Genomic DNA, 12,829 nt, shown 5'->3' on the forward strand with positions numbered 1-12,829 from the left:
GAAACCGAGCGGGCCGTAACGGAATCAGGGGGCCGAACGGCTGTATTGCGCGATCCGCCCGAGCCCCCACAATCACCCCGCAACCAGGCGACAAGAGAGGTTGGTGTGGCGGCCGCGACGACACTGCACACGCCCGTACTGATCGTGGGCGCCGGGACGGTCGGGGCCGTCCTCGCCCTCGAGCTCGCCCATCACGGCGTCGCCAGCACGGTGCTCGACCGCGGCGGGTCCGACGCGACGACGCCGGAGCTGCAGCTGGAGCACCTCGGCGGCCGGAGCATGGAGCTGCTGCGGCGGCTGGGACTCGCGGCCGCGATCCGGCGCGCGGGCGTCGGCGCCGACGAGGCCACCGACGTCGTGTGGAGCCGCGGCCTCGACCGGCCCCCGGTGCTCGTCGCCCCGCGGCCCTCGGTGAGCCAGCTGGTACAACGGTACGCCACGGTCAACGACGGCAGCGCCCCCGCCGAGCACCACCAGCACATCGCCCGCGGCCCGCTCGGCCAGGTGCTGCGCGCCGCGATGGGCGCGACGGGCTTCGTCGACCTGCGGGAGGGCTGGGCGTGTGCCGGGGTGCGCGCGGACGGGGACGGGGCGACCGCCACGGCCGTCGAGCTGCGCGACGGCGTGCAGCACACGATCCGCGCCCGGTACGTCGTGGGCTGCGACGGGCCCCGCAGCACCGTGCGGCGCTGCGCCGGCATCGGGCTGGAGGCGATGCCGGGGGCGCACACGCAGTACCGTGCCATCCGCTTCCGCAGCAAGGACCTCGCGCTGCACTCGCGCGGGCCCGGGCTGTCCACGCTCGTCGTCGGCGCCCTGACGCTGCGGTCCCACCCCGAGCGGCACGTCTGGGTGGGGCACCTGCCGGTCGCGGCGGGCGCGGCGCTCGACCCCGCGCGGCAGCTGCGCGAGCGGCTCGGTGCCGTGGTCGAGGTGCTCGGCGTGCACGACTGGGACGACACGCTGCCGGTCGCCCGGGCGTACCGCCGCGGCGCGATCTTCCTCGCCGGCGAGGCCGCGCACGCGTTCCGCCCGGCCGGGGACGCGGCCGACACGGGCATCGGCGACGCGGTCGACCTCGGGTGGAAGCTCGCCGCCGTGCACCACGGCTGGGGCGGCCCCGCGCTGCTGGACAGCTACGAGGCGGAGCGGCGCCCGCGCGCGCTCATGGACCGCGAGCTGCTCGCCCGCGTGCTGGAGACGCGGCGCCGGTTCGCCCGCCTGGCCGCCGCGGGCGCGCCCCGGGACTATCTCGCCGGGTTCCTGCGCCAGGAGCCCGCGCTCGCCGAGGACCCCGGGATGTCCTACGGCGGCCGGTACGCGTCCTCGCCCGTCGTGTGCCACGAGCGCGGCCTCCCGCCGGTCCCGCACGGGCCGCGCATCACGCCCAGCACGTGGCCCGGCGGCCGCCCGCCGGCCGTTCGCCTCGCCGACGGCGGGCAGCTCTTCGACCGGCTCGGGCCGCAGCTCACGCTCGTCGACCTGACCGACGACGCGCGGGGCCAGGCCCTCGCGGGCGTGGCGCGCACGCGCGGCCTGCCGGTGGCGCACCTGCCCGTCTTCGACCCGGCGGTGCGCGCGTGCTGGGGCCGCCGGCTCGTGCTCGTGCGCCCCGACCAGCACGTCGCCTGGCGCGACGACACGGTGCCGGAGGACTGGGACGCGATCCTGGACCACGTCTGCGGCCGCCGCGCACGCGGCTGAGTCCGGCAATACCTTCGCTATCAGCATTTTTCCGGACATGTGAGTTTTTGTCCGGTACGGTCACGTCGGCGGTGGGGTACCACCGCCGGGGTCGTACGGACGGGGGATTCTGCGTGTTCAGGTGGTTCAGACGGCGCTCGGGGCGGCGGGGGTCGCCGCTGCCGAACATCGCGCTCGGCCTGCTGGTGCTCGGCGCGTTCACGGCGGCCACCGCGGCGCCGCCGCCGGAGCAGGGGACCGCCGCCCCGCGGCTCGCCAGCGTCTCGACCCAGCCGGTGGTGGCGACGGTCAGCCCGGCCACGGGCACGGCCGCCGGCGGTACCACGGTCACGATCACCGGCACCGGGTTCACCGGCGCGACGGGCGTGACCTTCAACGGCTCCGACGCCACGTCGTTCACCGTCGACAGCCCGACCCAGATCACCGCCGTCACGCCCGCGGGCCTGGCCGGCCCGGCGACCGTGCAGGTCGCCGTCGGCACGTGCGTCTCGCCGGTCAGCGGCGGCACCTTCACCTACACGCCGGTCGTCCCGCCGATCGTGATCCCGCCCCTGCCCCTGCCTCCGGTCGCGTCGTCGGTGGCGCCGGGGACCGGGCCGGCGGCGGGCGGCACCGCCGTGACGATCACCGGGAGCTACCTGAGCGGCGTGAGCGGCGTGACCTTCGGCGGCGCCGCGGCCACGATCACGGCCAGCGGCGCCACGTCGATCACCGCGACCACGCCCGCCCACGCGGCCGGCGCCGTCGACGTGGCGGTCACGACGCCCTTCGGCACGTCCACCGTGACCGGCGGCTTCACCTACACGGCGCCGGGCCCGACGATCACGTCGTTCCTGCCGGACTGGGCCAACGTCGCGGGCGGTGCCACCATCACCGTCACGGGCACCAACCTGACCGGCACCACCGCGGTGACCTTCGGCGGCGTCGCGGGCACCGACCTCACCGTCCTCAACTCCACCACGGTCACCGTGACGGCGCCGGCGCACCCGATCGGGTTCGTGGACCTGGCCCTGACGACCTCGCAGGGCACGGTCACGGCGGCGAACCAGTTCGGCTACGACGAGGTCGCGGGGGCCGAGAACGCGGGCAAGGCCGGCAGGGCTGACAAGGCTGACCAGGCCGGCAGGGCCGGCAAGGCCGGCAGGGCTGACCAGGCCGGTAAGAAGGCCGGCCGGACGCCCGCCCTGAAGAAGGTCTTCTACCAGGCGCCGATCCCGGCCTGCCCGGCCCCGCCCGACGCGCCGAGCCCGGTCACGGCCACCGCCGGCACGTCCTCGATCACCGTGACCTGGACGGCGGCCACGCCGCACGTCGCGCCGGTCACCGGGTACACCGTCACCGCCTCGCCCGGCCCGGCGACCTGCACCACCCTGGTCACCGACCCGACCCCGCTCAGCTGCGTGCTGGGGGCGACGGCGGGGCAGCAGTACACGGTGTCGGTCGTGGCCAACTCGGCCCTGGGCGCCTCGGAGCCGGCCACGAGCGAGCCGGTCATCCCGTCCGCGCCGGTCCCGCCGACCGCGCCGCCGGACACCCCGCTGACCCTGACCACGGACAAGGGCGCCATCAACACCGCCGCGCCGGGCCAGGACATCGTGGTGATCGGCACCGGGTTCGCCGCCCACTCGACGGCGACGATCACGCTGTACTCCACGCCGCTGACCCTCGGCACCGTCGTCACCGACGGCAACGGCGACTTCAGCAAGTCGGTCACCGTGCCGGCCTCCCTCGGCTCCGGCGTGCACACGCTGGTCGCCCAGGGCGTCGCGCCGTCGGGCAACCCGCGTGCGATGAAGCTGACCGTCACCGTGGCGCCCCGGGCGGCCGCGTCGAGCGGCGGCCTGGCCGTCACCGGCGCGCCCGCGGGCCCGATGGCCCTGGCCGGCCTGGCCATGCTGCTGACCGGCGCCGTGCTCGCCCGCCCGCGCGTGCGGTTCGGCCGAGCGGCGCGGTAGCCCGCGTACCGTGCCGCTCGGTGGCGCGGTCGCCCGCGTACCGCGCGAGCAGCCCGTGCGCCCCGGAGCGAGGTTCGCCTCAGCTCCGGGGCGTGACGATCAGCCGGCCTCAGCCGGGCTGAGCACCGGCCGGCCGCCCGCGACCCGGGACCGGCCGAGCACCCGCCAACCGGCGAAGCCCATCGCGGCGAGCATCGGCAGGGTGCCCACGGCGGGCAGGATCGGGGTGTCGTACGGCATGAAGAGCATCCCCGCGTAGCCCACGACCACGGCGGGCACCGCCCACCAGCCCACCACCCCGGCCCGGGCCAGCCCGATGAACGTCACCAGCAGCGCCAGGGACACCAGCGGCCCCGGGTTGAAGGCAAGCTGCTCCGCCGGGTGGGCGAGCACCTTGTCGGAGACGAGCACCGCCTGCTCGATCGGCAGGTTGCGCCCGATCTCCATGTGGAACCAGTCCGACAGCAGCGCGCCGGACATCTGCAGCAGCCCGAGCGCGCCCGCCAGCGCCCCGACGACCGTGAGCACGGCGCCGCGGCGCCCGCGCACCAGCAGCGGCACGGCGAACAGGCCGGCGCCCATCAGCAGGTTGCCGTAGTGCAGCAGCAGCGCCGACAGCTGGGTGGTGAACGGGTCGGCGGCGAGCGAGCGCAGGTAGGAGGCCTTCGTCTCGTCCACCTCGGGCGGGGACGTGGCGAGGCCGGCGAAGAAGCAGGCGGCGCCCGCGAGGAGGGCGGCACCGGCGGCGATCAGCATGACCCGGCGAGCGGGAGAGGTTGCGTTCGTCATGCCGGCAACGCTAGGGAGATTCGGCGCCGCGCTCTGCCCGCGCGCGTCTCGACTCCCGTCCGCCCCGCGGCGGACGCCGAGCCGTCGCCGTGTCCGTCGTACGGCCGACCCGGCGGTTGACCAGCGGCGTCTAGGCTCGCCGCATGAACGCCAAGCTCGTGCCCGGGGGCCTGGCCGCGGCCCTCGCGGTGATCGGCGCGGCCGAGATCCTGCTCGACGAGCAGTTCTCCGCCGCGCCGGCCGCGCCCGCCGCCGCCCTCGCCGCGGTCGTCGGCGGGATGGCGCTGGGCGCGTGGCGGCCCGTCGCCGGGTCGGCGGTGGTCGGCCTGGCGTTCCCGATCGCCGTGCTGGGCGGGCTGCACGGGCCGACCGGCGCCGCGGTCCTGGGCTTCGTGGCCGCGCCGGGCTGGGCCGGCTTCCGCGTGGCCCGCTGGTCCTGGCGCGCCCCGCTCGCGCTGCACCTGCTCGCGAGCGCCGGCACGTGGGTGGCGGGCCGGGCGGCCGGCTCCACCGTCTCCGGGCTCGGCGCCCAGGCCTGGGAGAACCTCTTCTTCGGCCTGCTGGCCTGGGGCGCGTGGGGCGGCGGGCTCGTCGCGCGGCGGCTGCGCGACCGCGCGGAGCTGCTCGCCCGGCTCAACGCCGCGCTGGACGCCGAGCGGGAGGCCCGCGCGCACGCGGCCGTCGCCGAGGAGCGCCAGCGCATCGCCCGCGACATGCACGACGCCGTCGCGCACTCGATCAGCGTGATGGTGCTGCAGCTCGGCGCCGTGCGCAGCACCCTGCCGGCGGGCACGCCCCAGGCCGAGATGCTCGCGGGGGCCGAGCGGCTCGGCCGGGAGTCGGTGCGGGAGATGCGCGCCCTGGTCGGCCTCCTGCGCGACCCGGCCGCGCCGGAGCCGACCCTCGCCCGCGCCGAGGAGCTCGTCGGCGAGGTCCGCGCGGCCGGGCTGCCGGTCACCCTGACGGTCGAGGGCGACCTGGCCGGGCTGCCGAGGACCCTCGACATCTCGGCCTACCGGGTGCTGCAGGAGGCGCTGACCAACGTCCTGCGCCACGCCGGGCCGGTGCCGACCACGGTGCTGCTGCGCCGGGAGCCGGAGCGGGTCTCGCTCCTCGTCGACAACGAAGCCGGGCACGGTACCGCCGACGCCTCCTCCGGCTTCGGGCTGCTCGGCATGCGGGAGCGGGTCGCGGCGTCCTCGGGCACGCTGCGCGCGGGGGCGCGGGCGGGCGGCTTCACCGTCGAGGCCGAGTTCCCCCTGGTGCTCGCGTGATCCGCGTCGTGGTCGCCGACGACGAGGCGATGATCCGGGCCGGGCTGCGCATGCTGCTCGACCACCAGCCCGACATCGAGGTCGTCGGGGAGGCCGCGGACGGCCCGGCCGCGCGGGCCGAGGTGCGCCGCAGCGCCCCCGACGTGGTGCTGCTGGACGTCCGCATGCCCAGGGGCGACGGCATCGAGGCCGCCCGGCACATCCTCGCCGAGTCGGCCGCGCGGGTCATCATCCTCACCACGTTCGACGAGGACGAGGCCGTGCGGGCGGCCCTGCGCGCCGGGGTGAGCGGCTTCCTGCTCAAGGTCGCCCCGCCCGAGCAGCTGGTGCACGCCGTGCGCACGGTCGCCGCCGGGCAGGCGCTGCTCGATCCCGCGGTCACGCTGCGGGTCATCGAGTCCTACGCGGGGGCGCCGGCGGCCGACCCGCGGGCGGCCGCCCGGCTGGCCGAGCTCACCGAGCGCGAGGCCGACGTGCTGCGGCTGGTCGCGCGCGGGCAGTCCAACGCCGAGATCGCCGCGACCCTCTTCCTGGGCGAGGCGACCGTGAAGACGTACGTCTCCCGCATGCTGACCAAGCTGGGCCTGCGCGATCGGGTGCAGGCGGTTGCATTCGCGTATGAGAGCGGGCTCATACGCCCCGGCGGCGGCTGATTGCTTGACTCCCCGGCCCGTGCGCCGATGTCGGGGCATGGCCGAGACCCAGGTCGACCCCGCGGACCGCGACGCGGTGCTCGAGGCGACGATCGCGCAACACCCCGGCGCGTTCATCGGCGCCGTCGGGCCCACCGGGCTGTTCGTCGGCCTGCCCGAGGAGCTGCGCGACGCCGGGCTGCGCCCGATCGACGGGCCGGCCTCGGCGCTCGGGCTCGCCCTGCCCGAGGACCACACCACCATCATCGACACCTGGCACCGGCTGCTCGGCGAGGGCGTCGCCAACTGCCGCTTCCGTCCGCGGTCCCAGCCCGATCGCCCGGCCCGGCTCCATCTGATCGACGTCTCCCACCGGTACGGCGTCATCGTGCTGATCATCACGGACCTCAACGGCGTCAGCGTGCTCGAGCACGAGGACATCCGCCCGCGGCTGGTCACCGTGCGCAAGGACCAGGCCGCTGTCATCCTCGACGCGGACCCACAGATCCATCGGGTGCTGGGCTGGAGCGCGGCCGAGCTGGCCGGGCGCCGCTCGCTCGACCTCGTGCACCCCGACGACCACCAGCGGGCCATCGCCGGCTGGATGGACCTGCTCGCGGCCCCCGCCGGGGAGGCGCGGCGGATCCGGCTGCGGCACCTGCACCGCGACGGGCGGGTCATCTGGTTCGAGATCACCAACCACAGCCTGCTGCACGAGGCCGAGCCGTGCGTGCTCGCCGAGATGCTCGACATCACCGACGAGATGGCCGCCGAGGAGGCGCTGCGGGCCAGCGAGCAGCTGCTGCGCCGGCTCACCGAGGCGCTGCCCATGAGCGTGGTGCAGATCGACGCGCAACGGCGGGTGGTGTACCAGAACGCGCGGGGCGCCCGCATGGTGGGCACCGAGATCGGGGGCGAGTTCGGCGCGGCCGCCCTGGACCCGGTGGTCCCCGCGGACCGGCCCATGGTCGGCGAGGCCCTCGTGCGCGTGCTGCGCGACGGCACCGACGCCGATGTCGAGTACGGCTACCGCGACCCCCGCCTCGGCCTGCGCCGGGCCAGCGCGAAGGCCCGCGCGCTCACCACCGCCGCCGGGCGCGTCGCGGGCGCGGTCATCTGCCTCGCCGACGTCACCGAGGAGGTACGCCTGCGCGAGGAGCTGCAGCGGCGGGCCGCCTTCGACGAGCTGACCGGCTGCCGCAACCGGGCCGCGACCCTCGCGGCGCTGTCCGACGCGCTCGCCACCGCCGAGCGCGGCACGGCCGCCGTGTTCGTGGACCTCAACGACTTCAAGCTCGTCAACGACCGCTACGGCCACGCCGCCGGCGACCGCATGCTCGCCCACGTCGCCCACGTGCTGCGCGGCGCGGTCCGCGACGTCGACGTGGTCGGGCGCCTCGGCGGCGACGAGTTCGTGGTGGTGTGCCGCGACGTGCCGCGCCTGGAGCAGGCCCAGGATCTCGCCCTGGCCCTCGGGGCGGCGCTGGAGTCGGCGCCGCTGGACATGCGGGGCGCGGCCCTGCGGCCGCGGGCCAGCATCGGGGTGGCCTGGACGCGCCCGGGCGGCCTGGACGCCGACGCTCTCATCGCGCAGGCGGACAAGAAGATGTACGAGGCGAAGCACGGGATGCAGCCGCTCCCGCGCGTCCGCCCGACGGTGTTTCCCTAGGCCTCGGTGCGGGCGGCGAGGCGCTCGTAGCGCTGCCGGGCCGCCTGCGGGCTGCCGAGGCCGAGACTGAGGGCGATGTCGTGCCAGGTCATGCCGCGGTCGCGGGCGGTCTGCAGGAGGTACACCTCAGTGATGTCCATTTCCGCGCGCACGTCCGGCAGCAACGTCAGCGCCGCGACCAGGTCGGACTCGTCCAGCGCCGGCTCTCCGGGCGCGGGCGGCACCGACCCCGCCGCCATGGCCGCCGCGATGCGCACCACCTCGTGCGGCGCGGCCACCTCCGCATGCACGTGCCGCGCACGCAACTGCGGCGATCCCGCGTGCCGCGACGTCAGGTGGGCAAGCGCCGAATACACCCGCTCGGCCCGCCGCGCCCCCGGATCCGGCCGCTCCAGCAGTTCGCTCATGCCGCCAGCCTAACAACGAACTGTTTTCAACACAATGTTCAATGGTAGACCGGGCGGTATGCGGATCGCGGCGCGGTACAACGGCCCACCCGGCTCGGGCAACGGCGGCTACAGCGCGGGCCTGGTCGCCACCCGGCTCGGCCTCGCCCCCGCGGAGGTGACCCTGCGCCGGCCGCCGCCGCTCGAGACCGACCTGACGCTCGCCGACGGCCGCGCGATGCACGGCGACGAGCTCATCGCCGAGGCCCGTCCCGCACCGGGGGAGAAGCCGGATGTCGTACGGCCGGTGTCGCTCGACGAGGCCGCCGAGGCGACGAAGCGGTACGCCGGCCTGCACGACCACCCGTTCCCGACGTGCTACGTGTGCGGCACCGGGCGCGCCGACGGCCTCGGCCTGCTGCCCGGCCCCGTCTCCGGCAACCGCACCGCCACCCCGTGGCACGTGCCCGCCGACGTCGCCGAGGTCACCATGTGGGCCGCGCTGGACTGCCCCGGCGGCTGGTCGGTGATCGCCGAGGGCCGGCCGTACGTGCTGGGCCGCCTCGCCGTCTGGATCGACGCCGTCGCCGAGCCCGGCGACACCTGCGTCGTCATGGGGCAGTACCTGGGCGGCGAGGGTCGCAAGGCCCAGGCACTGTCCACTGTGTACGACTCGTCCGGCGCCCCGCTCGCCGTGGCCCGGGCCACCTGGATCGCTTTATAGCGGCCGCTGCCACGACCCGTGCAGCGCCGTGAACGCCAGCGGCCGCCCGTCCAGCGCGAGCAGGTACGCGGCCGTCTCCACCGGCGCCGGCTCGCGCAGCCGCGCCGCGATGCCCGGGAAGACGTCCGCCGTCTCCTGCGAGAGCCAGTGCCCCGGCAGGGCCCGCACCCGCTCCACGAACGCGCCGCGGGCCGGCTCCGGCACGTAGCCGACGACCGCCGTGTGCAGCACCACCAGCGTCGCCCCGGCGGGCGCCCCGGCCGCGATCGCGCCGAGCCGCTCGTTCAGGTCGCCGCGGTACACGGTGGGCGGGTCCCGCCGGGCGATCTCCACGGCCGCGTCGAGCCGCGCCAGCCGGTCGGTCTGCTCCGGCCACACGAGCATCCGCAGCCACCGCACGTCCTCGTCATCGGTGACGTCCAGCGGGTTCAGGTCGAGCCCGGCCCGCCACGCCACCGTGATCGGGGCCACGGACGGCGCCGGCCCGTCGACGCGGCAGCGCAGCACCAGCTCCGCGTCCGGGGCGCCGCCCCGCGTCACGGCGCCGTCGTGTCCGGTGTACTCGTAGCCGTACCGGTCCGGCAGCAGGCACAGCCCCGCCGAGGCGCCCACCTCCAGCAGGGCCAGCGGCTGCGGCAGCGAGGCCAGCGCCGGGTAGAGCCCCGCACACCGCCCCGGCTCGTTCGTCTGCGTCCGCCGGGCCAGCATCACCGCGAAGACCTCGTCGCGCCGGTCGAACACGATCTCGCGCAGCCGCTCGTACCCGTCCGGCGTCCCCGCGACCAGCCGCACCGCCGCGAGCAGCAGGTTGGGCTGCCGCTTGGCCGCCGGCAGCCCCTCCAGCGCCGCGAGCATCTCCCGGTCCTCCGCGACGGCCAGCGCCAGGCGCTCGTAGAGCGGCGAGCTCCCGCGCGCCATGGCCGTCGCGAAGTACCGGTACTCCCCGGCCGTACCCTCCAGGCTCATGCCTGCGAGCCTAAGCCCGCCGTCGTCGTTCATCTCGTCCGTCGTGGCCTCCTGCAGACGTACGTCAGCGCGGGCGGTACGTTGCGCCAGACGCACCGGCTGGTGATGACCTCGTCGAAGGACTCGTGCAGGAGGCGGCGCAATCGGCGGGCGCCCGACAACTGCAGTGCGTGCAGATATGCGAAGGTGGTGAAGGCGGCGTCCGGGGCCAGGAGCCGCCCGACGTCCGTGAGGATCCTGCCCTGGCGTGCCGGTGGGATCAGCGACCACGGCAGCCCGCTGACGACCGCATCGACCCGCTCGACGCCCCGGGCTTCGAGGATGGTGCCGAGATCCGAGGCGTCGGCGGTGACGACCTCGAGGTGAGGCCGGCTGTGGCGCAGCCGTTCGGCGAGGCGCCTGTCGATCTCCAGAGCGACGTGCCGTGAGCCGGGCTGGAGGCGGCGGCTGATCGCGTCACTCACGGCTCCGGTGCCGGCGCCGAGTTCCACCACCGTCGACGGGCGTGTGCTCGGAACGATCTGGGCGAGGCGCCGGCAGAGCTTCGCGGCGCTCGGCGCGATCGCGCCCACGACGGCGGGATTGCGGGCCGCCGCGCTGAGGAAGGTACGCAGGTCACTGGTTGTCGTGGTCACGTCGATAGCTTGCTGACCACGTCGGCGTCCCACCTCGTCATCGAGACCTGTCCGTGCCGCCGTTGGCAGGAAGGGCTTCCTCCCGAGGAACGATCCGGTTGGTCGGCGGAGCCCCTACTGTCGGAGGGTGCCGTTCAGTTTCCGACGCCTTCCTCGGTCCTGGTACGTCCGGCTGCTACCCATCGTGTTCGCCGCGTGTTACCTGTCGACGGCCGACCAGCCCGGCAACCCGGTGGACGGCTGGTCCTGGGCGTGCGGACTGACGGCGGCCGCGTTGACGGTGGTCGGCCAAAGGATGCCAACCGTGGCGGTCTGCGCCCTGGCCCTGCTGCTCGTCGCCACCGACCGAGTCGGTACCCACGCGGACGTGGTTGTGCTGCTGGCCACAATGATCAGCCTGGTCGATCTGGCCCTGAATCGACGTGGTTGGCGCTTCGCGGCCGGTGCCACATCGGCGGCGGCGGGCATGTTCGTAACGTTCGTCGATGTGCCGTTCGGCCGGCTGCCGTTGCCGTTCTACCCGATCATCGCCGCGGTGATCGGCTGCCTCGTCGGCGCGCCGGTGCTGCTGGGCCTGCGCCTGGGTGCGGCCCGCCGGACCGCGGCCGAGGCGGCGGAACGAGCGGTGGAGTCGGAGCGGCGGCGCGTGGCGGAAACGGCTGCCGCGCGGGCCGTCGAACGAGCCGCGATAGCTCGGGAACTCCATGACATCGTGGTGCATCACGTGGCATCGATCGTGCTTCGTGTCGGAGTGGCGCGACACCTCGGCAGCGGAGAAAGTGCCGATACCAAGGCCGTGTTCGACGATGTCCATGCCACCGGCACCGCGGTCCTCGAGGATCTGCGCCGGTTGGTGGCGGTGCTGCGGGAGCCGACCGCGGCCGGCGACGACCCGCCCGCACCGGTGCTCGACGCGGCCGACCTGCCCGACGCTCTGGACCAGGCGGTCAACCGGATCCGTCAGGCCGGGCTCCCAGTGACGGTTGTCGCGGACTCCGCGATGTCGCAGCTCGATGCCGTCCGGGGTCTCGCGGTGCTTCGGGTCGTGCAGGAGGGACTGATCAACGTGCTCAAACATGCCGGACCGGACGCGACAGCCGCATTGCGGGTAGTGGCGAGCCCAAGCGGCGAGGTGTGTGTGGAGATCACCGATGACGGCGGCCCGAGGAAGGCGGCGCCGGTTCGCGGTGGAGGGCACGGTCTGATGGGTCTGCGCGAGCGAGTGACCCTGCTCGGCGGTCATCTCGAAGCCGGTCCGGGCCCCACCGGCTGGCGGATTCGGGCTGTCCTGCCCGCCGGCGCGGATGCCGGCGCCCGGTCGGCGGTGGTGGCGTGACCATCCGGGTACTCCTTGTCGACGACCAGCGTCTGGTGCGAGCCGGCTTGCGAGCGTTGTGCGCGCCCGAGGATGACATCGAGGTGGTGGGTGAGGCGGCCGACGGGCTGGAGGCCGTACGACTCGCCGATCGGCTCGTCCCCGATGTCGTGCTGATGGACCTGCGCATGCCACGCATGGATGGCATCGCCGCGACGACAGCGATCCTGGCCCGCCGCCCGCGCACCAGGATCATGGTGCTGACCACGTTCGATGACGACGACCACCTGTACCCGGCCCTCGCTGTGGGCGCGTGCGGTTTCCTGGTGAAGGACGCGACGCCCGGGGAACTGCTCGACGGTATCCGAAGGGCCGCTCGCGACGAGCATCCGTTCAGCCCTGACGTGCTGCGCCGGGTGGTGAACCAGGCCGTCCTGTCCCGGAGAAGTCCGCAGCCCACGCCCGCCGTGAGCCTGGTGGAGGTGACCGACCGGGAGCGTGACGTACTCGCCCTGCTTGGCGCCGGCCTGTCCAACGCCGAGATCGGGGAGCGGCTCCAGCTTGCCGTCACCACCGTGAAGACCCACGTGGCGAACCTCCTGACCAAGACCGGAAGCAACAACCGGGTGCAGTTGGCCGTACTCGCGGTACGGACCGGTCTGCCGGAAGCGGCATCCGCCGATCGCTCGCGGCACGTCGACGGTGTCCAGCTGGGTGAGGGTGGTCCGCACGATGCTGGGTAGGACAACGATCTCGCGGCGTCGCCCTGGCGGGGAGAGG

Annotated in this window: 12 protein-coding genes; 8 read left to right on the forward strand and 4 right to left on the reverse strand. The window is 74.9% G+C overall.

From position 1 onward, the window contains the following. Positions 1–105 precede the first annotated feature (105 nt). Both ACQP1P_RS14325 and ACQP1P_RS14330 read left to right on the forward strand, forming a co-directional pair. The gene (locus tag ACQP1P_RS14325) at positions 106–1,704 is read left to right on the forward strand and encodes an FAD-dependent monooxygenase (RefSeq protein ID WP_433086861.1); all 1,599 of its coding nucleotides are present in this window, start codon (positions 106–108) and stop codon (positions 1,702–1,704) included. A gap of 113 nt (positions 1,705–1,817) precedes the next feature. After that, positions 1,818–3,659 (forward strand): IPT/TIG domain-containing protein, encoded by a 1,842-nt coding sequence (locus tag ACQP1P_RS14330; protein WP_433086863.1) that lies wholly within the window; start codon positions 1,818–1,820, stop codon positions 3,657–3,659. A gap of 99 nt (positions 3,660–3,758) precedes the next feature. Here ACQP1P_RS14330 and ACQP1P_RS14335 read toward each other — a convergent pair whose 3' ends face one another. Then, positions 3,759–4,448, reverse strand: coding sequence for a hypothetical protein (locus ACQP1P_RS14335; protein ID WP_433086865.1), 690 nt, complete (start codon positions 4,446–4,448; stop codon positions 3,759–3,761). 143 nt (positions 4,449–4,591) lie between these two features. On the opposite strand from ACQP1P_RS14335, the gene ACQP1P_RS14340 reads away from it, so the two are divergent. The 3 genes from ACQP1P_RS14340 to ACQP1P_RS14350 are packed head-to-tail and all read left to right on the forward strand — an operon-like array spanning position 4,592 to position 8,023. Beyond that, a complete protein-coding gene (locus ACQP1P_RS14340; protein WP_433086867.1) occupies positions 4,592–5,722 on the forward strand; it encodes a sensor histidine kinase in 1,131 nt (376 codons plus the stop codon). Between the two features lie 29 nt (positions 5,723–5,751). Next, positions 5,752–6,375, forward strand: a complete 624-nt coding sequence (locus ACQP1P_RS14345; protein WP_433089998.1) for a response regulator — start codon at positions 5,752–5,754, stop codon at positions 6,373–6,375. Between the two features lie 37 nt (positions 6,376–6,412). Continuing rightward, positions 6,413–8,023 carry a diguanylate cyclase gene (locus ACQP1P_RS14350; protein WP_433086869.1) on the forward strand — a complete coding sequence of 537 codons (1,611 nt, stop codon included), beginning with the start codon at positions 6,413–6,415 and terminating at the stop codon, positions 8,021–8,023. Here the strand turns inward: ACQP1P_RS14350 and ACQP1P_RS14355 are convergent. Next, positions 8,020–8,430 (reverse strand): DNA-binding protein, encoded by a 411-nt coding sequence (locus ACQP1P_RS14355; protein ID WP_433086871.1) that lies wholly within the window; start codon positions 8,428–8,430, stop codon positions 8,020–8,022. The genes ACQP1P_RS14350 and ACQP1P_RS14355 overlap by 4 nt on opposite strands. Positions 8,431–8,488: 58 nt before the next feature. Here ACQP1P_RS14355 and ACQP1P_RS14360 point away from each other — a divergent pair, with 58 nt between their 5' ends. Continuing rightward, positions 8,489–9,133: a hypothetical protein gene (locus ACQP1P_RS14360; RefSeq protein ID WP_433086873.1), complete on the forward strand. Its 645-nt coding sequence runs from the start codon at positions 8,489–8,491 to the stop codon at positions 9,131–9,133. Here the strand turns inward: ACQP1P_RS14360 and ACQP1P_RS14365 are convergent. Further along, on the reverse strand, positions 9,128–10,099 hold the full coding sequence (locus tag ACQP1P_RS14365; protein WP_433086875.1) for a DUF2332 domain-containing protein: 972 nt from the start codon (positions 10,097–10,099) through the stop codon (positions 9,128–9,130). The two genes, ACQP1P_RS14360 and ACQP1P_RS14365, sit on opposite strands and share 6 nt — an antisense overlap. A gap of 29 nt (positions 10,100–10,128) precedes the next feature. Then, positions 10,129–10,734 carry a class I SAM-dependent methyltransferase gene (locus ACQP1P_RS14370; RefSeq protein ID WP_433086877.1) on the reverse strand — a complete coding sequence of 202 codons (606 nt, stop codon included), beginning with the start codon at positions 10,732–10,734 and terminating at the stop codon, positions 10,129–10,131. A gap of 127 nt (positions 10,735–10,861) precedes the next feature. On the opposite strand from ACQP1P_RS14370, the gene ACQP1P_RS14375 reads away from it, so the two are divergent. Beyond that, positions 10,862–12,070 (forward strand): sensor histidine kinase, encoded by a 1,209-nt coding sequence (locus tag ACQP1P_RS14375; protein WP_433086879.1) that lies wholly within the window; start codon positions 10,862–10,864, stop codon positions 12,068–12,070. Continuing rightward, a complete protein-coding gene (locus ACQP1P_RS14380; RefSeq protein ID WP_433086881.1) occupies positions 12,067–12,792 on the forward strand; it encodes a response regulator in 726 nt (241 codons plus the stop codon). The genes ACQP1P_RS14375 and ACQP1P_RS14380 overlap by 4 nt, the downstream gene beginning before the upstream one ends. Positions 12,793–12,829 lie beyond the last annotated feature (37 nt).

It is taken from the genome of Dactylosporangium sp. CA-052675 (genome assembly GCF_050947935.1).
GTDB lineage: Bacteria > Actinomycetota > Actinomycetes > Mycobacteriales > Micromonosporaceae > Dactylosporangium.